This is a genomic window from Streptomyces sp. NPDC058985 (assembly GCF_042740985.1).
Lineage (GTDB): Bacteria > Actinomycetota > Actinomycetes > Streptomycetales > Streptomycetaceae > Streptomyces.
The window spans coordinates 82,749-104,820 of the sequence record NZ_JBHYJX010000016.1 but is presented as its reverse complement, the minus strand read 5'-3'; the positions used below and the strand labels follow the sequence as shown (position 1 = coordinate 104,820).

General features: G+C 70.3%; 21 protein-coding genes. 6 read left to right on the top strand and 15 right to left on the bottom strand.

All coding sequences use genetic code 11. The features are described from left to right. Positions 1 to 310 precede the first annotated feature (310 nt). The 3 genes from ACFW01_RS17015 to ACFW01_RS17005 are packed head-to-tail and all read right to left on the bottom strand — an operon-like array spanning position 311 to position 1,694. Positions 311 to 592, bottom strand: coding sequence for a hypothetical protein (locus ACFW01_RS17015; protein WP_384504300.1), 282 nt, complete (start codon positions 590 to 592; stop codon positions 311 to 313). A gap of 49 nt (positions 593 to 641) precedes the next feature. Further along, a complete protein-coding gene (locus ACFW01_RS17010) occupies positions 642 to 848 on the bottom strand; it encodes a DUF397 domain-containing protein (RefSeq protein ID WP_384504298.1) in 207 nt (68 codons plus the stop codon). A gap of 3 nt (positions 849 to 851) precedes the next feature. After that, the gene (locus ACFW01_RS17005) at positions 852 to 1,694 is read right to left on the bottom strand and encodes a helix-turn-helix domain-containing protein (protein WP_384504296.1); all 843 of its coding nucleotides are present in this window, start codon (positions 1,692 to 1,694) and stop codon (positions 852 to 854) included. 198 nt (positions 1,695 to 1,892) lie between these two features. On the opposite strand from ACFW01_RS17005, the gene ACFW01_RS17000 reads away from it, so the two are divergent. Then, positions 1,893 to 2,561 (top strand): ATP-binding protein, encoded by a 669-nt coding sequence (locus tag ACFW01_RS17000; protein ID WP_384504294.1) that lies wholly within the window; start codon positions 1,893 to 1,895, stop codon positions 2,559 to 2,561. 29 nt (positions 2,562 to 2,590) lie between these two features. On the opposite strand, the gene ACFW01_RS16995 is transcribed toward ACFW01_RS17000, so the two are convergent. The 8 genes from ACFW01_RS16995 to ACFW01_RS16960 form a co-directional block, all read right to left on the bottom strand. Continuing rightward, the gene (locus tag ACFW01_RS16995) at positions 2,591 to 5,761 is read right to left on the bottom strand and encodes a DUF3427 domain-containing protein (protein ID WP_384504292.1); all 3,171 of its coding nucleotides are present in this window, start codon (positions 5,759 to 5,761) and stop codon (positions 2,591 to 2,593) included. Positions 5,762 to 5,779: 18 nt separating this feature from the next. Then, complete coding sequence (locus ACFW01_RS16990; RefSeq protein WP_384504290.1) at positions 5,780 to 6,283, bottom strand: very short patch repair endonuclease; 504 nt, start codon at positions 6,281 to 6,283, stop codon at positions 5,780 to 5,782. Positions 6,284 to 6,361: 78 nt separating this feature from the next. Beyond that, positions 6,362 to 7,660 carry a hypothetical protein gene (locus ACFW01_RS16985; protein WP_384504288.1) on the bottom strand — a complete coding sequence of 433 codons (1,299 nt, stop codon included), beginning with the start codon at positions 7,658 to 7,660 and terminating at the stop codon, positions 6,362 to 6,364. Beyond that, positions 7,657 to 7,953, bottom strand: coding sequence for a hypothetical protein (locus ACFW01_RS16980; RefSeq protein ID WP_384504286.1), 297 nt, complete (start codon positions 7,951 to 7,953; stop codon positions 7,657 to 7,659). Before ACFW01_RS16980 ends, ACFW01_RS16985 begins: the two co-directional genes overlap by 4 nt. Further along, entirely contained in the window at positions 7,950 to 10,682 is a 2,733-nt protein-coding gene (locus ACFW01_RS16975; RefSeq protein WP_384504284.1) for an SUMF1/EgtB/PvdO family nonheme iron enzyme, read from the bottom strand. The genes ACFW01_RS16980 and ACFW01_RS16975 overlap by 4 nt, the downstream gene beginning before the upstream one ends. Continuing rightward, complete coding sequence (locus tag ACFW01_RS16970; protein ID WP_384504282.1) at positions 10,679 to 11,440, bottom strand: class I SAM-dependent methyltransferase; 762 nt, start codon at positions 11,438 to 11,440, stop codon at positions 10,679 to 10,681. Before ACFW01_RS16970 ends, ACFW01_RS16975 begins: the two co-directional genes overlap by 4 nt. A gap of 457 nt (positions 11,441 to 11,897) precedes the next feature. Further along, the gene (locus tag ACFW01_RS16965; RefSeq protein ID WP_384504280.1) at positions 11,898 to 12,359 is read right to left on the bottom strand and encodes an SRPBCC domain-containing protein; all 462 of its coding nucleotides are present in this window, start codon (positions 12,357 to 12,359) and stop codon (positions 11,898 to 11,900) included. Positions 12,360 to 12,558: 199 nt separating this feature from the next. After that, the gene (locus tag ACFW01_RS16960) at positions 12,559 to 13,380 is read right to left on the bottom strand and encodes a helix-turn-helix domain-containing protein (RefSeq protein ID WP_384504278.1); all 822 of its coding nucleotides are present in this window, start codon (positions 13,378 to 13,380) and stop codon (positions 12,559 to 12,561) included. A gap of 161 nt (positions 13,381 to 13,541) precedes the next feature. Between ACFW01_RS16960 and ACFW01_RS16955 the strand changes: the two genes are divergently transcribed. Next, entirely contained in the window at positions 13,542 to 14,321 is a 780-nt protein-coding gene (locus tag ACFW01_RS16955; protein WP_384504276.1) for an SDR family NAD(P)-dependent oxidoreductase, read from the top strand. A 68-nt stretch (positions 14,322 to 14,389) separates the two neighbouring features. Here ACFW01_RS16955 and ACFW01_RS16950 read toward each other — a convergent pair whose 3' ends face one another. After that, the gene (locus ACFW01_RS16950) at positions 14,390 to 15,418 is read right to left on the bottom strand and encodes an SEC-C domain-containing protein (protein WP_384504274.1); all 1,029 of its coding nucleotides are present in this window, start codon (positions 15,416 to 15,418) and stop codon (positions 14,390 to 14,392) included. A gap of 248 nt (positions 15,419 to 15,666) precedes the next feature. On the opposite strand from ACFW01_RS16950, the gene ACFW01_RS16945 reads away from it, so the two are divergent. From ACFW01_RS16945 to ACFW01_RS16935, 3 genes are all read left to right on the top strand, one after another. After that, positions 15,667 to 15,987, top strand: a complete 321-nt coding sequence (locus ACFW01_RS16945) for a DUF6412 domain-containing protein (protein WP_234959601.1) — start codon at positions 15,667 to 15,669, stop codon at positions 15,985 to 15,987. Between the two features lie 97 nt (positions 15,988 to 16,084). Next, positions 16,085 to 16,804, top strand: a complete 720-nt coding sequence (locus ACFW01_RS16940; RefSeq protein ID WP_384504271.1) for a YidC/Oxa1 family membrane protein insertase — start codon at positions 16,085 to 16,087, stop codon at positions 16,802 to 16,804. 161 nt (positions 16,805 to 16,965) lie between these two features. Further along, positions 16,966 to 17,823: a fumarylacetoacetate hydrolase family protein gene (locus tag ACFW01_RS16935; RefSeq protein ID WP_234959603.1), complete on the top strand. Its 858-nt coding sequence runs from the start codon at positions 16,966 to 16,968 to the stop codon at positions 17,821 to 17,823. Between the two features lie 126 nt (positions 17,824 to 17,949). Here ACFW01_RS16935 and ACFW01_RS16930 read toward each other — a convergent pair whose 3' ends face one another. The 3 genes from ACFW01_RS16930 to ACFW01_RS16920 form a co-directional block, all read right to left on the bottom strand. After that, positions 17,950 to 18,822, bottom strand: coding sequence for an LLM class F420-dependent oxidoreductase (locus tag ACFW01_RS16930; RefSeq protein WP_234959604.1), 873 nt, complete (start codon positions 18,820 to 18,822; stop codon positions 17,950 to 17,952). A gap of 128 nt (positions 18,823 to 18,950) precedes the next feature. Then, positions 18,951 to 19,436 (bottom strand): heme-degrading domain-containing protein, encoded by a 486-nt coding sequence (locus tag ACFW01_RS16925; RefSeq protein ID WP_234959605.1) that lies wholly within the window; start codon positions 19,434 to 19,436, stop codon positions 18,951 to 18,953. After that, a complete protein-coding gene (locus tag ACFW01_RS16920) occupies positions 19,433 to 20,524 on the bottom strand; it encodes a Gfo/Idh/MocA family oxidoreductase (RefSeq protein ID WP_234959606.1) in 1,092 nt (363 codons plus the stop codon). The genes ACFW01_RS16925 and ACFW01_RS16920 overlap by 4 nt, the downstream gene beginning before the upstream one ends. A 393-nt stretch (positions 20,525 to 20,917) precedes the next feature. Here ACFW01_RS16920 and ACFW01_RS16915 point away from each other — a divergent pair, with 393 nt between their 5' ends. Further along, on the top strand, positions 20,918 to 22,060 hold the full coding sequence (locus tag ACFW01_RS16915) for an ROK family protein (RefSeq protein WP_384504268.1): 1,143 nt from the start codon (positions 20,918 to 20,920) through the stop codon (positions 22,058 to 22,060). The last annotated feature ends 12 nt before the right edge of the window (positions 22,061 to 22,072 follow it).

Below are 22,072 nucleotides of genomic sequence, written 5' to 3'. Positions count from 1 at the left end.
TGGTGGTTTTTTTTGTGGGGGGGTTTGGGGGGGGGTGGGGTGTTGGGGGCGGGGGGGGGGGTTTGTTGGGGATTTTGGGGGGGGGGGGGGGGTTGGGGTGGGGGGGGGGGGGGGGGGGGGGGGGGGGGGGGCGCCGGGACCCCCCGCCCCCGCCCCTCTCTGAGTCACTGGATCAGCGTTTTCCCTGATCAATGCCAGTGAGGCAGCGCTGCCTCTCCAGGCGGGCCGCCGGCCGGTCACCCGATCGGTGGCCACTCTGAAAGGGCCCAGTGACCGCAAAACCGTGGTCATGGGCAGGATACGACATCGATCACTCGCTTCTGGCTTGCCGCTTCAGTCGCATCGTGAGGTCGATGCCCTCCTGGACGGCGGCCTCGAAGTCGGGATCCTGGCACAGGCGGATCCGTCCCCGGTAGTCGACGATCACTGCGGTCACGGCCGTGGAAATTGCCTCCGATGAAACCTCCAGAGCGCGCAGCAAATCACTCTCGAAGTTCTCCTTGTCACCGGAGGACCCGAGGTCTGCCGTCAGAGCTGCCCGTACGTCCCCGATGGTCCGCAAGGGCAACGGTGAGTACGCGTCGATCTCCACGACCTTGCCCTTCGGTGTGAGGTGAATTGGCCGCACCTGCGTCGGTCGGTCAGGAGGACGGCTGCGAGCCGTGGCGTACTGAGCCGATGAAGGCGCACCAGCTGCTCAGCCGCACGTCCAGTATGGGGCCATCGGCGTACTTGGAGTCGCGTATCAATGTGCCGTGTGCGACGTAGGCGCACTCCACGCATTCAGTACCGCTGCCGCCGCTGTACGAGGACTTGAACCAGCGGGGCTCCGGATCGGCTGCTATCAAGACTCACTCCTTGCTGACTCGGTCGATGAGTTCGACGGAGGACTCGAGGTCGAGCGCCTGGGCGCTGAGGTAGTCGAAGGCCAACCTATATCGCTCCAGTTCCTCCGGCTTCTCCATGAACAGCCCACCACCGAGGAGGTCCACATAGATCACGTCCAGCTCCCGGGTTTGGCCGCGAAGCGTGACGAAGCTACCGACTGCGGCGGCATGCGCTCCCAAGGAGAACGGGAGGACTTGGAGGGTGACATGAGGTCGCTCGGCGCAGGCCAGCAAGTGTGCGAGCTGCTCCCGCATGACTTCGCGGCCCCCGACCTGACGGCGGATCGCGGCTTCGTCGATCACGCACCAGATGTGTGGGGGCTCATCGCGTTCCAGCAACTCCTGCCGTTTCATGCGAATGTCGACCATGTGCTGCACTTCGCGTTCGTCACAGTGCACTTCTGAAGCGCGATGGACTGCCTCTGCGTAGGCGCGCGTCTGTAGGAGTCCCGGAACGTACATGCACGCGTAGTGGTCCTCGCGTACGACCTCGTCTTCCAGTGTGAGCATCAGGTTCATGGACTCTGGGATGGGGTCCGCGAGAGACCGCCACCATCCCTGGATCTTGGCGCCCTTCGCCAACTCGACCAGTGCCAGGCGCTCTGCGTCCGATGCAGAGTACTCACGGCATAGGGCATCCACGGCAGGCCACTTGACCGTGCCCTCCTTCGTCTCATAGCGACTAAGCGTCGCCTTCGAGATGCCGACGCGGGATCCTGCCTCTTCGAGCGTCAGCCCCTTGGACTCCCGGAGTCGTCGCAGGTCGGCGCCTAGTTGGCGCCTACGAGTGGTGGGTCCGACTGCCATGTCATCAGTCCTTCGCGTTGGTGCAGTAGATCGTGCTGCTCTGCTGGCGGTGGCGGCAAGACGGTGTGCGCCGGGGGCGCGCGGTGCGGCTGAGTGCCTCTATGGATGCATGATGAGAGTTCCATTTCGAGAGTTTCAGTGCAACGCTGAGTCATCGGCACATCACAGGTGGCATCGACAGTGGGGAGCGGGTACGGCATGGATGACTCTCTATGGAGGCCAACTCAGCCGTGGAGGCTGCCGTTTCTTGCAGAGGCCGATCAGGTGTGGGCTCTGCGGCGTGCCTTGCGAATGCACCTGGAGTACTGGGGGCTGCATGGGCTGACGGAGGCAGCCGAGCTCTGCGCCAGCGAACTCGTCGCCAATGTCATCAAGCACGTCGGGCCGGGGACGCCGTCCACCATCGTTGTTTCACTCGGCGGCTCCCATCTGCGCATCGAGGTTCGCGATCCCGATGCTCGCGCCCTTCCGACGCTCACGCGGGCGGGTCTGGACGCGGAGGCAGGCCGCGGTATGGCGCTTGTCGACGCCGTGAGTGATCGCTGGGGTGTGGAGCTTGCCGGTGATCACAAGGTGACATGGTGCGAGTTCCGCATGGATGCTGCCTGGGGCGCGCGGCAGCGCACGCCGATGCCGCGACTGGCCCGGGCCGTGGACGTATTAAGCCTGTACAGCGGCTCAGGGCTTTCGCCTACGCGGCAATCGGTGGATCAAGGACGGCTGGCGGCGGTGATGGAGGAAGAGGCAGCGATCAATGCCATCACCGACCTCCTCTTTTGGTTCCGGGCGCAAGGGTGGGACATCGACGACGCGCTTGATCGGGCACAGTCGCACTTCGAGGCGGAGTTCGAAGCGCGACTGCCCTAGCTATCGCGTCCAGGGTCGACGTGCGTGCATCAACTCGCCTGGATCGCGGCAGAGTAGGACCACACGTCGGCCGGAAGCGCGTGATCGAGTTGCCAGGTGATCGCCATCGGCTTGCTGCCGGTGTGCTTCACGTAGGTCGCCGGGCCTAGGAGCATCCACGGCTGTGACTTGCCCGTGTCCGTGACCGAGTAGCGACGCACGAACAGCAGGATCTGGCTGCCACGACTGGCGTGCTGCTGATAGCGCATGCCAGTCGGAGAACCGGGGGAGATCGCGTTCTGGGACTCCCAGTGGAAGAGGTTGGGGCTGACTGCGTAGTCCTTGTAGCGGACCGTGGGTGAGAAGTCCCTCTCGTCCTTCTCCAGCGTGACCAGCAGTGCGTCCGTTTGAAACTCCTCCGCCCACTGCACGCCCTGGGTGAAGGATCGCGGCATCTGCCCACCGAACCGAGCTATGCCGAGGCCGGCCAGGATCTCCGACCGGTTGTACGAGCTGTGGACCTTCAGCGGTACCGGACCGAGCGCTCCGGACAGCGGGATCGGGACATGGTCCGCTTGGTCGATGACGTACGACAGCACCTGCCGGAGTTCGTCCCTCAGGGCTTGCTGCGGACGCAGCGCCGCGAGGCCCTCCGCAAAGCTGGTGAAGGAGCCCGCGTTGTCCCACAGGTTGAAGAACAACATGCGGGCGTATGCCTGGGTCGTCTTGTCGAGCTCCTCATACGGCGGAGCGTCGTCCGCTAGGAGGCTCAGGTAAGCCTGGGCACGCTCGGGATCGTCCACGTGCAGGAAAGCGTGGACCCGCTTGAGCAGCGGCTCCTCTCCCGGTGGAGCCGGTTCAGTGGCCAGTCCGGCACGGCGCAGTACGAGAGTCCAGGAGTTCCCGTTCTTGTACAGCTCCTTGATCTCTCGACGGCTCTCGTGAAGGTAGTCGGCGAGGAGAGGAGTGCTGTACCCCCTGACCTCCTTCACCAGCGTTTTCACGGTGGCGGCCAGTTGGGTCCTGATGTTGTCGAGGACCAGCCTCTTCGCCTTGCCTTCCAAGATGATCTGGCATCCGGACGGCAATTGCGGAAAGCCTCGCTCGATGTGCTCGACCAGTCGGTTGCGCGACAGGTTGGTCATGGCCCGGAACTGTTCCTCGAAGCGGAACTCGGCGCGGTGCTGTCCGATGAAGTCGAGGACGGTGAGTACCGGCTTCGTATCGGTACGCCGTAGTCCTCGCCCGAGTTGCTGGAGGAAGACGGTGGCGCTACTGGTGGGCCGCAGCAGGAGCAGCGTGTCCACGTCAGGGATGTCGAGCCCTTCATTGAACAAGTCCACCGAGAAGATGACCTGGAGCTCGCCTGCTTGAAGGTCGGACAGCGCTTTGGCACGTACTTCGGCTGGCGAGTCGCTGTCGAGCGCCGCAGCCTGGAAGCCAGCCTTCCGGAAGTAGTCGGCCATGAAGTGGGCGTGCGCTCTGGTGACGCAGAAACCGAGCGCACGCATGGCACCGGGGTCGGAGATCTTGTCCCGGATCTGCTTGACGACGATGCGGGCTCGCGCGTCGTTGCCAGTGAGGAGACTGCCGAGCTCCTGGTCGGCGTACGAGCCCTTCTGCCAAGTGAGGTTCGTCAGATCGGTCCCGTCCGGGATGCCGAAGTAGTGGAAGGGAGACAGCAGGTCGTTCTCCAGGGCTTCCCAAAGCCTCATCTCGGCGGCGATGCGGCCATCGAAGAATTCGTCCTGGACATTGAGCCCGTCCATCCGCTCCGGGGTGGCGGTGAGTCCCAGCAGCTCCTTCGGCGTGAAGTGCTCGATCACCCGCCTATACGTAGTGGCCGTGGCGTGGTGGAACTCGTCGATGACGATGACGTCGAAGTGGTCCGGCGCGAGCTGCTCCAGCCTCTGGACGTTGAGTGACTGGACGCTGGCGAAGACGTGGGTCCACTCCTGTGGATCGGCCCCGCCGTACAGCAACTCTCCGAACGAGGCGTCGTCCAGCACTTCGCGATACGTACGCAAGGACTGCTTGAGGATCTCCTTGCGATGCGCCACGAACAGCAGCCTGGGTAGACCGGAGATCGCCTGATTACTCAGATCGCGGTAGTCGAGGGCGGCCATCACGGTCTTTCCCGTGCCGGTCGCCGCGACCAGCAGATTGCGGTGCCGTCCGCGGATCTCGCGCTCTGCACTGAGGCGCTCCAGCATGTCCCGCTGGTGCGGGAAGGGGTGCACCTGAAGACCGGAAAGGTTGATCTTCAAGTCTGTGGTCGACGCCGTCCCACCCGCCTGGGCCAGCGCCGCGTCGAGGTGCTTGCCGTCCTCATCCGGGTCGTACGTCTCGAACGCCGCGTCGTTCCAGTACGCCTCGAAGGTGGCCTCGAACTTGTCCATCACCGCGGGTGTGGCCACCGACGACAGTCGTACGTTCCACTCCAGGCCGTCGAGCAGCGCCGCACGGGAGAGGTTCGAGCTCCCGACATACGCCGTGTCGAATCCGGTCCCGCGCCGGAACAACCACGCCTTGGCGTGCAGCCGGGTCGAGCGGGTCTCGTAGTTCACCTTCACGGTGGCGCCGAATTCGCGCACCAGCCGGTCGAGCGCGCGTCGGTCCGTTGCGCCCATGTAGGTCGTGGTGATGATCCGGATCGGGACGCCCCGCTCCTTGGCTGCGAGGAGTGAGTCCTCCAGTACACGGATGCCGTACCACTTCACGAAGGCACAGAGCAGGTCGATCCGATCCGCAGTGGCCAACTCTGCCCGCAACTCTGCGCCCAGATTGAGGTCCTCGGGTGAGTTGGTGAGAAGAGAGGTCTCGGAGAGTGGCGTGAGCGGACGGATCGCATAGGCGCCCGGTGCCTCCTGTTCCGCCAAGGCCAGCAACTGCCTGGGACCTTCGACGATGGCGCTGACCGGCTCGGCTCCATTCTGCTGACCGACCTCTGCTGCCAGGGACTCAAGCACCCGGTTGGCGAAGGGAACTCGGTGTTCGGGCCGGAGCTGGTTGAGATGGCGGGCCACCATGTCACCCACGTGGCGGGCCAGCACATGGGGTGACGATTCTGCGCCGACCTCGGCGTCGACGGCCTTCCAGCCCGCGGCCTCAAGACGCTCCAGTTCCCCGCGCACGCGGTCCGTGACCAACTGCTCGTAGACCCCCGCGACCGGCTGCTCCCGACTCCCAGGCTGCTCCACCCCGACCCCTTTCCCCACCATGTTGTTGTGGAGGCAGTTCTAGCAGGAGCCACTGACACGAGGGATGGGCCGACCGACCGGAAGCGGACCCTTCAACGCGCGCCCGGTGTGAATCCTGGGGCGGGGGAAGACAGCCTCGGCCAGGGATTCGCTGACCCGGTTCGCCACACTCTCCGGTGTCTCGTGTTCCCAGAACCGAAGGACCGTCCACCCCTGGTCCTGCAAGCGCCGGGTGGTCTCCACGTCGCGGGCCATGTTCTTGTCGAGCTTCGCCCGCCACCCCTCGGTGTTGGACTTCGGCTGCGTGGCGTGCTGTGGGCAGCCGTGCCAGAAGCAACCGTCGAGGAAGATCGCGACCTTGGCTCTGGGGAAGACGATCTCGATCGTGCGGCGGGCCATGCCCGGCATCGGCACGTTCACGCGGTAGCGCATGCCCGACGCGTGGAGGAGTCGCCGCACCGGGATCTCCGGGGCCGTGTCGCGGGACCCCTGTCGGCTCATGCGGGCGGACACGGCGGCGGAAGAGGGGACGGGCTCGGGCACGCTGACATTGTGCCGGGGATCCTTGTACGAGGAGTTCATCGATGGTTGGCTCCGCATCGGCCAGGAAGGCCACAAGGGCTACCGGCCCCTCTCCCCACCCCGCAAAGACGACAACACCAACCGCCCGTACCGCGTGGTCAGCACCCCCGCCGTAGCCGCCACCGACAGTGCCAGGGCGATGAGCAGGTGGGACGGGGATTCGTCGCCCAGGACCTGGAGGATGCCCAGGGCCGTGCCCAGCGGTAGGCCGAGGACGGTCAGGACCCCCAGGGCACCGCTGATCTGCTGGCTCTCCTGGGTCTGGACCAGGCGGCTGTAGTCGCCGGCCTCGGCGAGGATCTCGTTGAAGCGGGCCGGGAGCCGGTGCTGGTTCTGGAAGGCGAGGAGGAGCTCGTTCGCGGGGCCGTGGGCGGTGAGGTGCTGACGCCAGTAGCCGCTGCGGAAGTGCGCGATGTTGCGTTCCAGGGCGGCGACGCGGCGGGCCAGGTGCCGGGGCGAGGTGAACACCTCTGACAGCTCGTCGGTGAGTTCGTCGATGTGGTCGCGCTGGAGGGAGCCGAGGAGGAGAGCGTCCAGGTAGACGGTGCGGGAATGGAGCGCGCCGAAGCGGTAGAAGTCCGTGTCGCCGGTGTCGGGGCGGTGGCCGAGGAAGGCGGCGCCCTGCCGCAGTACCAGGGCGCTCCAGTCCCCGGAGATGCGTACGGCGTCCTGGAGGTGAGTCGCGAGAGTCTCCGGAGCCAGCGGGAAGTCCTGCGGGCTGGAGCGAGAAGCGAGTTGCCACAGCCAGCGGTCGGCAGTGGTGGGCAGTTCGCCCTCGGGGCCGTCGCGGAGCGCGGGCGTGTGATGTGCCGTCGGGGTGAGGAACGCGATCGTGTAGGGCCTGGAGAGTGCGAAGGGCGTGGTCGCGTCCCCGACGTCGGCAACACCGTCGAGGAGCAGGGTCGGATCGAGCGGTCCGGTGAGCCCGACGAGCGGCTCGTCGGTGGCGGGCGAGCCGCGGCCGGCCAGGGTGCGAAGCACCGGGAGGAGCGGTGTCTCGGCGCTCAAGTGGAGGACGGCCAGCGCATGGTCGGGGTCGCGGGCCGTAGCCGCACGGAGCAGTTCTATTCCCAGCAGGTGCAGCCCGTCGTGCTTGAGGTCCATCGGCACGTGCCAGCGGCGGGGGCGCTCGGGGCTGCCGTAGAGGGCCCGGGCGCTCGCGGGGGCGAAGTAGGTCGATCTCGTCGCCGAGTCCGTGCGGCGGCTGCCGAGTTCGAACGGGAACGGGCCCTGTGGCCAACTGGGGGCACGGCGCAGACGCGCGGGCAGGACGACGGTCAGTTCCTGCCGGGCTCCCGTGACGTCGTCGAGCCGTGGCGTGGCGTCGGCAGCCGTCACCGGTAGTACTCAGCCGGGTCGGGCTGGTCGAGACGGATGACGAACTCCGCTTGGCCGGGGCTCGTGGCACTGATGTGGAAGCGCACATGCTCACCGGTACGGATCGTGCGGAACCCCTCCGTCACGATCTGTCGGTAGTCGAAGTTGTAGTACCGCTCGTCATCGTCGTCCCGGACGACGTAGGAACCGACCGTGCCACTTGCTCCTCCTCCGCTCGGCCGCCGGTCCACGATGGTCCCGTGCCGCGGCCCACCGCTGCCGCCGAAACTCCCGCCCTCGCCGCTGACGCTCATGGCCTTGTCCCCTCCACCTCAGTCGTGCTGACGCTCCGGGCCGTGGCGGAGCCGTCCCCCGTGTCCACGTCCTCGACGCAGCGGAAACCGACCGCGTTGCTTCCACCGCGTTTGCGGTAGATGCCTTTCGTGCTGGTCTGCACCGCGCGCATCGGGTTGTCGTAGCTTCCGCCGCAGATGACGGCCTCGGCCGGGTCGTCCACCGATGTGGAGGTCCACTCCCAGCAGTTGCCCACCATGTCCAGGACGCCGAACGGGGAACGGTTGCCGGGGCGTTCGTCCGCGGGGTTGGCCCCTGCCCGGCGGACGCCCTCACCCGCGAAGTCCCGAAGCCATGCCTGATAGGTCGTGACGGGGTGGCCCACCCACGTGTCGGCGCAGTTGACCCGGCTGGTGTCCGGGGCGTCGCCCCAAGGGAAGAGCCGCCCGTCGGCTCCGCGCGAGGCCGCCTCCCATTCGAGCGCGGTCGGCAGCCGTTTTCCTTCGAAGGCCGCGAACGCGTAGGCGCTCCACCAGCTGACGCAGATTGCCGGATGATTGTCGAAGCGCGGGTTCTCGTAGTAGTCGGGGTGGCGCAAACGGTTGGTCCAGGGACGGTGGGTGATGTGGGACGGCTGGTCCGGGTGGTCCCAGCGCGAAGTCCCGTCCTGGTCCAGTGAGTCGAGGAAACGCCGGTAGCGGGCGACCGTCACGGCACGGCGGTCGAAGAGGACGGGGCGCGTGACGCGTCGGACCAGTAACCGCTCGGCCGGTCCCACGAGGTACGCACCGGCGGGCAGCACGCAGTCATCGCCCTCCGTGGCGTCGGCGCCGCCGGCGTCGTAGGGCATTCCGGCGAGGAAGGCACGTACCTGCTCTGTCAGGAAGGCACCGCCGGGTAAGTCGGCCACGGCTTCCCGATGAGCCGGATCTGCGAGATACCGGGCAGCCAACAGCTCCTGGTAAGCGGTGTGCGCGAAAGCTACGTGGTCCGGCCCCGCCGGGCGCAGTAGGGGCGCGAGGACGCAGGAGGCCGGATCGAGCCGTCCGTCCGTGAAGGCGTCGCCGCCCAGTTCGCGATGCAGGTCCAGCAGGGAGAACACCGTGCGGTCGGTCAGGAACGCCCGGCCCAGTGTGGTGGGTAGGCGCTGTTCCAGCTCGGGACGCCCACGCTCGGTCAGTGTTCGCGTGAGGTGCGTACCGAGGATCTCCGCGAGAGGTCGGCCCGGGGCAAGATCGAGTCGCGCGGTGAGACCTCGCTCGAGCGGCGTCGCCTCGGGCTCGGTGAGGCGGACGACATGGAAGTGCGGAACGCGGGACGGATCCACCCCGTTCGCGTACATCTGCTCCACCAGCTGTTCTGAGCGGCCGGCGCCGCTGTCCACCAGCTGACGTACCTGGGGCGAGTCCGCCAAGAACGAGACTCGGGAGCTGATGACGACGGCGGACTCGGCGGACAGGACGGCTGACAGATCGGTGAACAGGCGCAGGAACCCGCCGGGGCTCGGTTCCGTGACCCCTTCGTCGAAGGCGTCCAGTACGCACAGCGCGGTCCCGGAGCGGATGAGGTAGAGGAAGAGCTCGTACGCGCGGGAACGATCCGAGGCCATGGCCGGTGCGAGGACACGGGCGGCGTACTCGGAGAAGGGCTCGTCCTTCGGCTTGAGGCCGAGATCGAAGTAGAAGCGGAAGCGGCGGACCTCCGGATCCGCGGCCAGGGCGCGCAGAAGGGTGCTCTTTCCACTGCCGGGGCGTCCGGTGACCAGGACGTTGGCGCTGCCGCCGGCGAGACGGGCAAGCAGCTCGGCCGCGTCCCCGGACTCCGTCACCGTCGATTCGCCGGTGCGTGGGTCGGCGCTCAGGACCGATGCGGCGAACACGGTTCGAGGCCCGGGGGGAGCCCCATTGACGTCGTCGCCGGGGGCGACAACTCCGGAAAATCCGGCGAGGTGGGTGTCGAGATTGACGACGGTGTCGACGAAGCCGTCGTATCGCACGATCCGGAAGTCCGTTCCCAGCAGCTGGTGGAGCGCGCCGGGAGCCGCACCACCGTCGTTGTCCACCACGACGAACCGGGTGAGCTTGGGCAGCCGCGTTCGGAGCAGTTCACCGCCGCGGGAGGTGAGGACGGTGCCGAGGTCGTCGGCGTCTCGGGAGAGCAGCAGCTCCACGTACTCGAGCCGCATCCCTGATTCCCGGCAGAACAGCAGGTACACGGTGTCCGGGCTGAGCACGAACCGCTTGGCCTGCCGGTAGCCGAGGGTGACGTGAAGACCTGCGAGGAATTCGCAGCGACGTGCGACCTCGGGGGCCACGTCCGGTTCCCCGCCGAGCAGGGCCGCGCTCCCGGTGTCCGTGAACCAGATGAGGACATCGACGAGCCTTCGCACGGCGAGCAGCCCGTCCTCGTCGCTGATCTCGTACCCGTCGTGCGTGGAGCGGTTGCGCAGCCGCCGGATGTCGTCCAGTGCGTCCAGAACCGTGCTGCTGCGGATGTACGGGCGGCAGCGCTTGACCAGGTCGTTGAGCGCCTTGGTCGAGGGGTCACCCTCGACATCGTGATGCCGCCACAGCTCTTTGAGGAGCTTCTCGGTCAGCTTCCCGACCAGTGAGACCGCGTTCTCCGGATAGCCGTCGTTGAGCGACCGTAACGGGCGTTCCAGGTCGAGTCCGAGACGGTCGGCGATTCGCGAGTGATCGTCGAGTTCCCTGCGCAGGCGCCGCAGCCGTTCGTCGACGACGGTACTCACGTGTTGTCCCCCTGACGTTGGCCGAGAACGAACGCGAACCGGTCCGGGAAGACCAGCACGGGCTCCGGGTGGGCCGCTCGCATCTCTTCGACGCCCTTCTCGATCTCGCGGTCACTGAAGGTGGAGAGCAGCGACATGTAGCGGGCGCGGACCATGTCGAGGTACCTGTCACGGTCGATGCGGAGTTCGTGCTCGACGTAGCTGAGCCCGGTCTCCAACCCGGCCCGGTACAGATGCCCTTCGATCAGGGCCGGGTCCGGCTGCAGCTCTTCGAAGCGCGAGAGGGCCGCCTTGAACAGGGGGTACCTGATGGTGGTGGGAAGCATGACGATCAGCAGCCGGCCGCCCGGGGCCAGCCGGTCGGTGAGCCCGCGCAAGGTGCGCGCCGGGTCGGCGACATGGTGCACCGCCTCCTTTATCCAGATCGCGTCTACTTCCTCGTACGGCAGCCGGACCCGGGCTTCGGCGATGTCCTCTGCCGAGGCGACGATCGGCTTCAGCTCCGGCGCGGGCGGGGTGCCGAGTCCTCGGAGCATCGCTTCGGAGGGGTCAACGCACAGAATGGGAACGCTGGGGCGTAGCTGCCTGGCCAGCTCTCGGGCGAAGAGGCCTGTGCCGGAGCCGATGTCGGCGATTCGGTCGGCGGGGCGGAGCCGTAGTGCCTCGGCGATCCGGCCGGACATCCACGGGACGTACTCCGGTCCGTAGACCCAGTGCTCGTCGTACTCGGCCGCGAGCTCGTCGTAATGTCCCCGCATTCCGCGCCGCTCCACCGCTGTCCTCGCGTTTCTCCGTGTCCTTCCAGGCCGTGCAGCCCGAGGTCGCCGGGCAGGCTATCGCGGGTGGTGGTGTGACAACAGTGTGTAACGCGTCAGGTCGCTCAGGGCTGCTTTCGGGAACGGTCCTGCGTGGGTGACCGGGGCGCGGGCGCAAACTCTGCTCAGTACCAGTGCCCTTGGCCGTCGGTGTCGGATTCGACCTACGGACTCCTGTGTCCCTGTCGTCTCGGCTTCGGGCACGGTGCCATTCTGTCGGTGAACCTCAGGACCTGCGTCCGGCCGACGGTTGGGCGCGTGCAGGTCAGGGCCTCGATACGGCGTACGGCGTCACGCAGCCTCTGTACTCGCATCCGTACAAGAAGCCAGTCCCGGCCCGCGAGCCGCATCCGCATGTGTCCGCGACCCGCGCCCCGCGTGTCCGGGAGACTGAGGGGGCTCAGCCCTTCGCCCCGTCCCCCAAGAACCCCTCCAGCCCATCGAGCAGCATCCCGCTCCCCTCCTCCGCCATCTCCCGCTCCTCCACCGAGTCGCAGGTCTGGCGCAGGACGAGCAGCGTGTTGCGCGGGCCCTGTTCCGTCAGTTCGAGGGTCATCGTCGCCTGGTCCGGGCGGCCCGGGACGTCCATGCCGATGGTGAGGGCCTGGTTCTCGGTGACCTCGACATAGGAGCCCGTGAGGGGGAACTCCGTGCCGTCGGGGGTGCGCATCGTGGCCTTCCAGGGGCCGCCCGGGCGGACGTCCATCTCTACGGAGCCGGGGGCCGCGTGGGCCCACTGGGCGTACTGGTCAGGGGTGGTCCAGGCCTGCCAGACCTTGGACGCGGGGGCGTCCAGGGTGCGGGTCAGGGTGTAGGAGAGGCCGTCGGCCGGGGCCGGGGTGGGGGTCTGCTCGGTGCTCATGGCGTTTCGTCTCCTCGTGTGTCGCCATGACCGCTCGGGTCCGGCGGGATGCGTCAGGGATGTCGCACTGTCGAACCTGTAGACGTCCGGCACGGAGGGAACTCATCGGTCCCCGCCCCCGAGACGGCTCAGCCGCGGGGGATGAGATCGTCGCCCAGCGTCAGGGGGGCTCCCCGCTCCAGCCCACCGCCCGCCCCCGTCAGCGCCCCGCTGTCGCCGACCGCAGCAGCGCCAGCCGTTCCGCGTCCGGCGTGCCGGGGAGCGGGTGGAAGGCGACCAGCATCATGCCGTCCGTGTCGGTGATGTGGAGCTTCTCGCGGCTGAGGGTCAGGTCTCCGACCTGCGGGTGCCGGAAGAGCACGGTGGCGCTGCCGCGGGGGCGTACGTCGTGCCGGGCCCAGAGTCTGCGGAAGAGCGGGCTCGCGAGGGACAGCTCCCCGACGAGTTCGACGCAGCGGGGGTCGTCGGTGTTCGTGCCGACCGCTTCCCGGAAGCCGGCGACGAGGGCCGCCGCTGCTCCCTCCCAGTCGGGGAAGAGGCCCTGCTCGGCCGGGTCGAGGAACACGTCCCGCAGCCGGTTGCCGCCCGTGACCAGGCGCGGGGAGAGCGCGGCGGCGAGCGGGTTGGCCGTGAGGACGTCGAGGTGGCGGCCCTCGACGAAGGCGGGCACGGGCAGCAGCTCGACGAACCGGGCGGTGCTGGGCGGCACCGTCTCCCGGCGCCGGCGCCGGGTGCGGCGGGGCCGGTCGGCGGCCAGGCCGAAGAGGTGGGCGCGCGTGTCGTCGTCGAGCCGCAGTACCCCGGCGAGCGATTCGAGGACCTGGAGGGACGGCCTGCGGTCCCGGCCGCGCTCCAGGCGCAGGTAGTAGTCGGCGCTGATGCCCGCCAGCATGGCCACCTCCTCGCGCCGCAGCCCCGGCACCCGGCGCACGCCCCTGACGGGGATGCCGGCCTCCTCGGGGGTCACCAGCTCGCGCCGCGCGCGCAGGAACTCACCCAGCGGATTCGGCTGCTCGTTCATACGCCCACGCTAGGCCGACTCCGGGCCGGGAGAGGGGGCCCTGTCACTCCCCTGGCTACGCGGGGAACTGGCTGGGCGCGCGGGCCGGGGCGAGGGTGGGAGACGGCCTGAACCTCCCGAACCCGCCGGCCGCAGCGCCGGTCACCGACAGGAAGAACCACATGAGCAAGCTCGCCCTCGTCACCGGCGCGACCTCCGGCATCGGCCGGGCCTTCGCCGAACGCTTCGCCGCCGACGGCTACGACCTGATCGTCGTCGGCCGCCGGGAGGACCGCCTCGCCGCGTTCGCCGCCGCGCATCCCGAGGTCGCCGTGCGCGCGGTCGCCGCCGACCTGTCCACCGAGGCCGGTGTCGACGCGGTGGCGGCGTACTGTGCCGACGAGCCGCTCGACGTCCTCGTCAACAACGCGGGCGTCGCCCACTACATGCCGCTGGCCGACCTGCCCGCCGACAAGGCCCGGGAACTGGTGAACGTCAAGGTCCTCGCCCCCACCCAGCTCATGCGCGCCGCCGTCGGCGGCATGCAGCGCCGGGGTAGCGGCACCGTCGTCAACGTCGCCGGGATGATCGCCTTCTCCGGCCCCGCCAGCAAGGAGCAGATGCCGCGCCGCGCCGTCTACGCGGGTGCGCTCGCCTACCTGGTGGCGATGTCACAGACGCTCGGCGCCGAGGTCGAGGACTCCGGTGTCCGCGTCCACGTGGTGTGCCCGGGCGTGGTCGCCACCGAGTTCCACTCCGTGCAGGGCATGGACCTCAGCGGCGTCCCGCGCATGAGCCCCGCCGACGTCGTCACCGGCGCTCTGCGCGGTCTGGAACTCGGTGAGACGGTCAGCGCGCCCGGTGTCGAGGACCACCGCCTCCTGGAGGGCGTCTTCGCCGCCGACCTCGCCGCCTTCGGGGGCCAGAGCACCGACCTGGCCACCCGCTACCGCGACGCCTGACCCGTACCGAAAGCCGTCGGACAGGCCCTGGTCCAGTCCCAGTCGAGTCCAGTCCAGTCCCAGTCCAGTCAGTCCTGGTCCGAGCCGTGGCATTCCCCGTACGCCCGTCCCGACCCGCACCAGCAGGCCGCCCCCCGCTGCGGCGGCCACGCGACCGCCAGCCCTCGGGCCGCCAGTGTCGTCGCGTACTGCGGGAGCAGGGACGGGTCGGCCGGGGACGCGCTCTCCGACGCGGCGAAGGCCTCGTAGGAGGGGACCGTGCCCGGGACCACGCCCAGGTTCGGGGTGCCGGACGAGGCGAGTTCGCGCAGGGCCGCCTCTATCGTCGCCAGGTGCTCCTCGTAGGAGGGGTACTCGGCGGCCAGGGCCGGGTACCCCTCCAGCAGTTCCGTCAGTTCACCGGCCGGCCAGTGCAGCATCGCAACCGGGAAGGGACGGGACAGGGCCTCGCGGTAGGCGCCCAGCTCGGCGCGGAGGCGGGAGATCTCCGCCTCCAGGTCCGCCGGGTCGTCCGAGCCCAGGGACCAGACCCGCTTCGGGTCGTGCAGCTCGTCCAGGGAGACCGGCATGGTGTGGAGGGTGTCGGCCAGGGCGTCCCACTCGTCGTGGGGCAGGCCCAGCATCCTGCGGACGCGGTGGCGGCCGTAGAGGAGCGGGTGGGTCGAGTACGGCGGCTCCGCGCCGTCCGCCACGAGCAGGCGGGCGCCCTCCGTGAACGTCTCGTGCGCCGCCTCCAGCTCGTCGTGGGACTCCAGGGCCTCGGCCACGATCACCCAGGCCGCCGGGTCGCGCGGTGCCGCCGCGCGGACACCGTCGATGATCGCCCTGGCCTCCGCCTCGTGGTCGTACTCCCAGAGGTTCGACGCCTTCAGAGCGCGGACCAGCGACGGGTTCTCCAACTCGGGGGAGCCGGCGGCGGAGGACAGCAGGCGGTCGTAGAGCCTCGTCGCGGAGGGGCGGTCGCCGGAGACCTCCAGGTGGGCCGCGGCGCGCAGCAGCAGGGCCTCCGCGTCCTCGGGGTAGAGGCCGGCGGTCCGCTCCAGGCGGGCGGCTTCGGCGGCGTGGTCGACGTTCTCGGCGGGCGTGTCGGGGCGCATGGGGGACACCGTACTGCCGGGAGGTGACGAAGGTGAGGCACCCGGGTGGCGGACACCGGCGAGAGCAGCGGCAGCACGGCGTCGGCCAGGACGGGCCGCTGCCCGGGCCCGCGACCGCGAGGACCGGGCCGGGCAGGAGTCCCGCCCAGTGCCCGTGCCAAGTCCTGTATAACTGGGGCAAACGCGCGTACGAGAAGGTGCGCGTCAATGTGCGCGTGCGAGAACGCAGGGGAGAGGGGGAGCCGCCGATGACCCAGGAACGGGCCGAACGGGCCGTCCCGCGCCCCCTTCTCGTCCTGCTGCTCGTTCTCCTCCCCGTAGCGCTCGTCGACGTGGGCAGCCTCTCCGCGACCGTCGCGCTCGCCGCGACCGCCGCCGTCGGCTCCGCGCTCGCCGTCTGCGCCGTCATCGCCGCGCGCTGCGTGCCCGCCGTGCCGCCGACCCGGGTGCGTACGGCCATCAGGGACCGGGACCTGCGTACCGCGTTCCTGCCCCAGCGCGATCCCGACGCCCCCGGCCGCCGCCGGCCCCGAGCGCCCGGACACGCCCTCCCGGCGACCACCGCGTAGGGCACCCCTTCCACCAGGACATATCCCCGCGCGGGTCGTGTCGTCATGCCGCAGTCCCAGTCCGGCACGACGAGACCCTCGGAGGGCTCACCCACTCATGTCCGTTTTCGCCAGCCTGGTCGAGCACCTCGCCGACCTGCTCCAGCCGCTGTTCGGCGCCTCCGCCGCGGCCGCCGCCATCGTCCTGTTCACCGCCCTCGTACGGCTCCTCGTCCACCCGCTGTCCCGGGCCGCCGCCCACGGGCAGAAGGCACGCGCCGAACTCCAGCCGAGGATCGCCGAACTGCGCCGCAGGCACGCGAAGAACCCCGAGCGGCTGCAGCGGGCCGTCCTCGACCTGCACACCGAGGCGAAGGTGTCCCCGCTGTCGGGCTGCCTGCCCAGCCTGTGCCAGATCCCCGCGTTCTTCCTCCTCTACCACCTCTTCTCCAGCTCCTCGATCGGCGGCGAGGCCAACGCGCTCCTCTCCCACCAGCTCCTCGCCGCCCCGCTCGGCGGGCGGTGGGCCGACGCGCTCGGCGACGGCGGGCCCTTCGGAGGCGCCGGTCTCGTGTACGCCGCGCTGTTCGCCGTCGTCGCCGGGGTGGCCTTCTTCAGTTACCGGCTGACCAAGCGGACGATGGCCGACCGTCCCCTGCTGCCGGAGGCGGAGGCGGACGGGCAGCGGATGCCGGGGCTCGGGGCGATCACCGGCGTCATGCCGTTCATGTCCTTCTTCACGCTCGTCACCGTGGCGGTGGTGCCGCTGGCCGCCGCGCTGTACGTCGTCACCAGCACCACGTGGAGCGTCGTGGAGCGGGCCGTCCTGTACCGGTGAGGGTGCGGCGTCGCCGAGGCTACGGTCCAGTACGTGAACGGGGTATTGCGGAGTGGACCCTGACCTTGGAGGATCGACCAACCCTCCGATGGTGTCGCGTCCTGCCGCACCCAGGCCGCACCTCGTCGGGCGGGCTGCCCGAGACCGAGGAGTTGGGGATCATGAAGCTGTTGCGAGTCGGTACGGCGGGGTCGGAGCGACCCGCGCTGCTCGACGCCGACGGGATCCTGCGTGACCTGTCGGGCGTGGTGACGGACATCGACGGAGCGCTGCTCGCCGACCCGGACGCGCTCGGCCGGGTACGGTCCGCCGCCGAGGCCGGTGGGCTGCCCGCGCTGGACGGCGCCGGGCTGCGCGTCGGGCCGCCCGTGGCGCACATCGGCAAGGTCGTGTGCATCGGGCTGAACTACCACGACCACGCCCGCGAGACCGGGGCCGAGCCGCCCGCCGAGCCCGTCGTCTTCTTCAAGGCGGCGGACACGGTGGTCGGGCCGCACGACACCGTGCTCGTGCCGCGCGGGTCCGTCAAGACCGACTGGGAGGTGGAGCTGGCGGTCGTGATCGGGCGCACGGCCCGCTACCTGGAGTCGGCGGAGGAGGGGCTCGCGTGCGTCGCGGGGTACGCGGTCGCGCACGACGTGTCGGAGCGGGAGTTCCAGATCGAGCGTGGCGGCACCTGGGACAAGGGCAAGAACTGCGAGACGTTCAACCCCCTGGGCCCCTGGCTGGTCACCGCCGACGAGGTACCCGACCCGCAGCGGCTGCCGCTGCGGCTGTGGGTGAACGGCGAGCTGAGGCAGGACGGGACGACGGCGGACCAGATCTTCCCCGTCGGCGAGGTCGTGCGGTACGTCAGCCAGTTCATGGTGCTGCGTCCCGGTGATGTCATCAACACCGGGACGCCGGCGGGGGTGGCGATGGGGCAGCCCGAGCCGAAGCCGTACCTGCGCGCCGGGGACGTCGTCGAGCTGGAGATCGACGGGCTGGGACGGCAGCGGCAGGAACTGAAGGACGCCTGACGCCCCGCGGGCTCGGGCAGGCTCAGGGCACGATGCCGTCGTACTGGAGCACCCAGTACGACGGCTCGTGCGGTGTGCCGTTCCACTGCGAGGCGATCGGCGTCAGCTCGGGGCACCGATGACCGCTCAGTCCAGCAGTGCGGCGAGCCGCCGCCAGCCCTCCCTGGGGGTCCGCGTCATGTCGTCCTCCACCACCTGGAGGGCCACGTGGTCGGCGCCGGCGTCGAGGAAGGCGTCGATCCGGGCACGGATCGTGGACTCGTCGCCCCAGGCGAAGACGGCGTCGATCAGGCGGTCGCTGCCGCCGCCGGCGACGTCGTCGTCGGTGAAGCCCAGGTTGAGGAAGTTCTTCGTGTAGTTCGGCAGCTCCAGGTACCGGGCGAGATAGGCGCGGGCCGTCGCGCGGGCGCCGGCCGGGTCGGAGTCGAGGACCACCTTGAACTCCGGGGCCAGCAGCGGCCCCTCGCCGAGCCGCTCGCGGGCCTGCGCGGTGTGCTCCGGGGTGACCAGGTACGGGATCGCGCCCGCGGCCCGGTCCCGGGAGAGGTCCAGCATCTTCGGGCCGAGCGCGGCCAGCACCCGGTGACCGGACCGCATCCCGGCCCGGTCCAGGCCGTCGAGGTAGTCGACCATCGTCGAGTACGGGCGGCTGTACTCCTTCACGCGCGGGCCGTGGCTCACCCCGAGGCCGAGTACGAAGCGGCCCGGGTGCGACACCTCCAGCTCGGCGAAGCTCGCCGCCGTCTCGGCCACCTCGTGCTCCCAGATGCTCTGGATGCTGGTGCCGACGACGAGCCGTGAGGTCGCCTCGATCAGCGGGGCGGCGTGCGCGGCCGAGGTGTTGCCGCCCAGCCACAGGGCGCCGTAGCCGAGCTGTTCCAACTCGGCCGCCGCCTCGGCGCGTTCGGCGGACCCCGACGGGCCGTCGGCGCGCAGCTGCACGCTCCAGACGCCGTACCGTCCGACCGATTCCCGCAAAGAAGCCTTCGTGTCGCTCATCAGCCGCGATCCCTCCGGTGGGGCGTTGTGATCGTCATGCGTACACCGCGTGCCAACCGGAGGGGACGGGGCTTGATTCCCGGGGTTCCGCCGTTCGGGCGCAGGCCCAGGACGTGACGGCGTACCGGCTACTCGCCCAGGAAGCGCTCCAGGGCCTCCACGACGAGCCGGTGGTCGTCCACCTGCGGCAGCCCCGACACGGTCACCGAGCCGACCACGCCGACGTCGGCCACCGTGACCGGGAAGGAGCCGCCGTGTGCCGCGTACCGGTCGGGGTCGAGCCGCGAGGACTCCTCGAACGTCGTGCCCTTGGCCCGGAGGCGGGAGCCGACCAGGTACGACGCCGAGCCGTACCGTTCCACCACCCGGCGCTTGCGCGCGATCCAGGCGTCGTTGTCGGGGGTGGAGCCGGGCAGCGCGGCGTGGAAGAGCTGCTGCCCGGCGCGGTGGATGTCGATGGCGACGGGCGCCTGCCGCTCGCGGGCCAGTTCCACCAGCAGGGAGCCCAGCGCCCACGCGTCGTCGTGGGTGAACCGGCGGAAGACCAGGCGGCTTTCCTGCTCCTCCAGCTCCGCCACGGTCGGTACGGGAGTCTCGTTGCGTCCGGCGCTCACAGGGCCACCACCACTCCGTCGCGGGCGGACCGGCGGGCCGCCTCCAGTACGTCCAGGGCCTCGGCCGCCTCCCGGGCGCCCACCGGGTTCGGGCCGCCCTCCAGCAGGGCCTTCGCCACGGCCGCGTAATAGGCCGGGTAGTCACCGGGGACGGTCGGCGCCGCGCTGCCGCCGCCGGTCACCGGGGACTCGCCGGAGCCCAGCCGTCCCCACAGCGCCTCGTCCTCCTCGCCCCAGCCGGGGCCGGGGCGGGCGCCCTCGCGCAGCGCCGCCTCCTGCGGGTCCAGGCCGTGCTTGACGTAGCCGGCCTTCGAACCGAGCACCCGGAAACGGGGGCCCAGCTGGGCGGCGGTGGAGGAGACGTAGAGGTGGGAGCGGACGCCGCTCGCGTGGGTGAGGGCGATGAACGTGTCGTCGTCCGCCTCCGCGCCCGCGCGCCGGACGACGGACTCGGCGTACACCTGCGTGACCGGGCCGAACAGGACCAGGGCCTGGTCGACGACGTGGCTGCCGAGGTCGTACAGCAGGCCGCCGATCTCCGCCGGGTCGCCGGACTCGCGCCAGCCGCCCTTGGGCTTGGGCCGCCAGCGCTCGAAGCGCGACTCGAAGCGCCACACGTCGCCCAGGGCGTCCTCGGCGATCAGCCGGCGCAGGGTCAGGAAGTCGTTGTCCCAGCGGCGGTTCTGGAAGACGGAGAGCAGCAGGCCGCGCTCCTCGGCCAGCGCCGCCAGCTCGCGCGCCTCGGCCGCCGTGCCCGCGACCGGCTTGTCCACGACTACCGGCAGACCGGCCTTCAGGGCCGTCGTCGCGAGCGGCACGTGCGTCTTGTTCGGGGACGCGATGACGACGAGGTCCAGCTCGGCGGCCCGGTCGAACAGCTCGTCCGGGGTCGCCACGGTCCGTACGTCCGGGAACTCGGCGCGGGCCTGCCGCTGCCGCTCCGGGTTCGAGGTGACGACGGTGTCCAGGGTCAGGCCCTCGGTGGCGGCGATCAGCGGGGCGTGGAAGACGGAGCCCGCGAGGCCGTAGCCGACGAGGCCGACGCGCAGCGGACCGCCGGGGGCGTGGGCGGGAGGAGTACCAGTCATGTCTCCCACTTTCGCAACGGTGTTGCCAAAGTGCAAGCGCCGGGGACAATGGGAGCGTGAACGGAGCGAACGGCGGAGGTACGGGGGCGGGCGGGGGCCTGGGCGGCGGCGACGGTGAGGAGGGTCGGCGTGGGTGTCGGTGCGGGCGGTGGTGAGGGGGTCGGTGCGGGTGCCGGCGTGGGTGTCGGTGCGGGTGGTGGTGAGGGGGTCGGTGCGGGCGGTGGTGAGGGGGTCGGTGCGGGTGCCGGCGTGGGTGTCGGTGCGGGTGGTGGTGAGGGGGTCGGTACGGGCGGCGGTGAGGGGGTCGGCGCCGGTGCCGGTAGGGGAGCCGGTGCGGCCTCCGCGGTGCCCTCCGAGTGGGGGATCCGTGGTGGCCCGGCGCGCGGTGGCGGGATGAGCGGCATGCGGGGCGGGGCCGGCGGGGCCAACCTGCTCGCCCTGCGCAGCCACAACACCGCCCTCGTCCTGGACCTGCTGCGCGGGGCCGGCCCGGAGGGCATCAGCCGGCTCGAACTCGCCGAGCGGACCGGGCTCACCCCGCAGGCGGTCAGCAAGATCACCGCACGCCTCCGGGAGGACGGCCTGGCCGCCGAGGCCGGACGCCGTGCGTCCACGGGCGGCAAGCCGCGGACGGTGCTGCGCCTGGTGCCGGAGGCCGGTCACGCGCTCGGCGTCCACCTGGACCGGGACGAGCTGCGGGCGGTGCTGGTCGATCTGGACGGCACCGTGCTGGGAGAGCGGCGTTCCCCGCTGGACCTGGGCGCGGGGGCGGAAGCGGTGCTGGAGGGCGTGGCGGGGGCGGTCCGCACGCTGGTCGCGGACACCCTGAGGCCGCCCGGCGGGGCGCTCGCCGACGCGCCCACCTTCCTCGGCCTCGGTGTCGCCCTCCCCGGGCCGCTCGACCACGTCCGGGGCGTGCTGCACCGGGTCACCGGTTTCCCCGAGTGGGACGGCTTCCCCCTGCGGGACGCGCTGGTGCGGCGGCTGGGTGTGCCGGTCGTCGTCGACAAGGACACCAACGCGGCGGCCCTGGGCCTCGCGGTCGGTGGTGAGGGCCCCGGCGGAGGCGGCTCCTTCGCCTATCTGCACCTCGGTACGGGACTGGGCGCCGGCCTCGTGATCGGCGGCGGGGTGCACCGGGGCGCCCGGACGGGTGCCGGGGAGTTCGGGCACCAGGTCGTCCAGCTGGACGGGCCGCCCTGCACCTGCGGCGCCCGCGGCTGCGTAGAGGCGCTGTGCCTCGGGGCCGTCGCCCGCGGTGACGTCACGGAGGCGGCCCGGGTGCTGGGCGCGGGCGCCGCGAACCTCGCCGGGCTGCTGGACATCGACCTGGTCCTGCTCGGCGGCCGTACCGTCGCCGCCGCGCCGGAGGCCTTCCTCGCCGGGGTCGGTGCCGTGCTCGACGCCCGCGCCCGGCGGGAGGGCGGTCACGGTGGCGCCGTACCGGTGCGGATGGCGCCCGGCGGGGTGCGCGGGGTCGCGGAGGGCGCGGCGCAGCTGCTGCTCGCGCCGTTGTTCGGGCGGGGGGACGCCTGACGTCCCGGTACC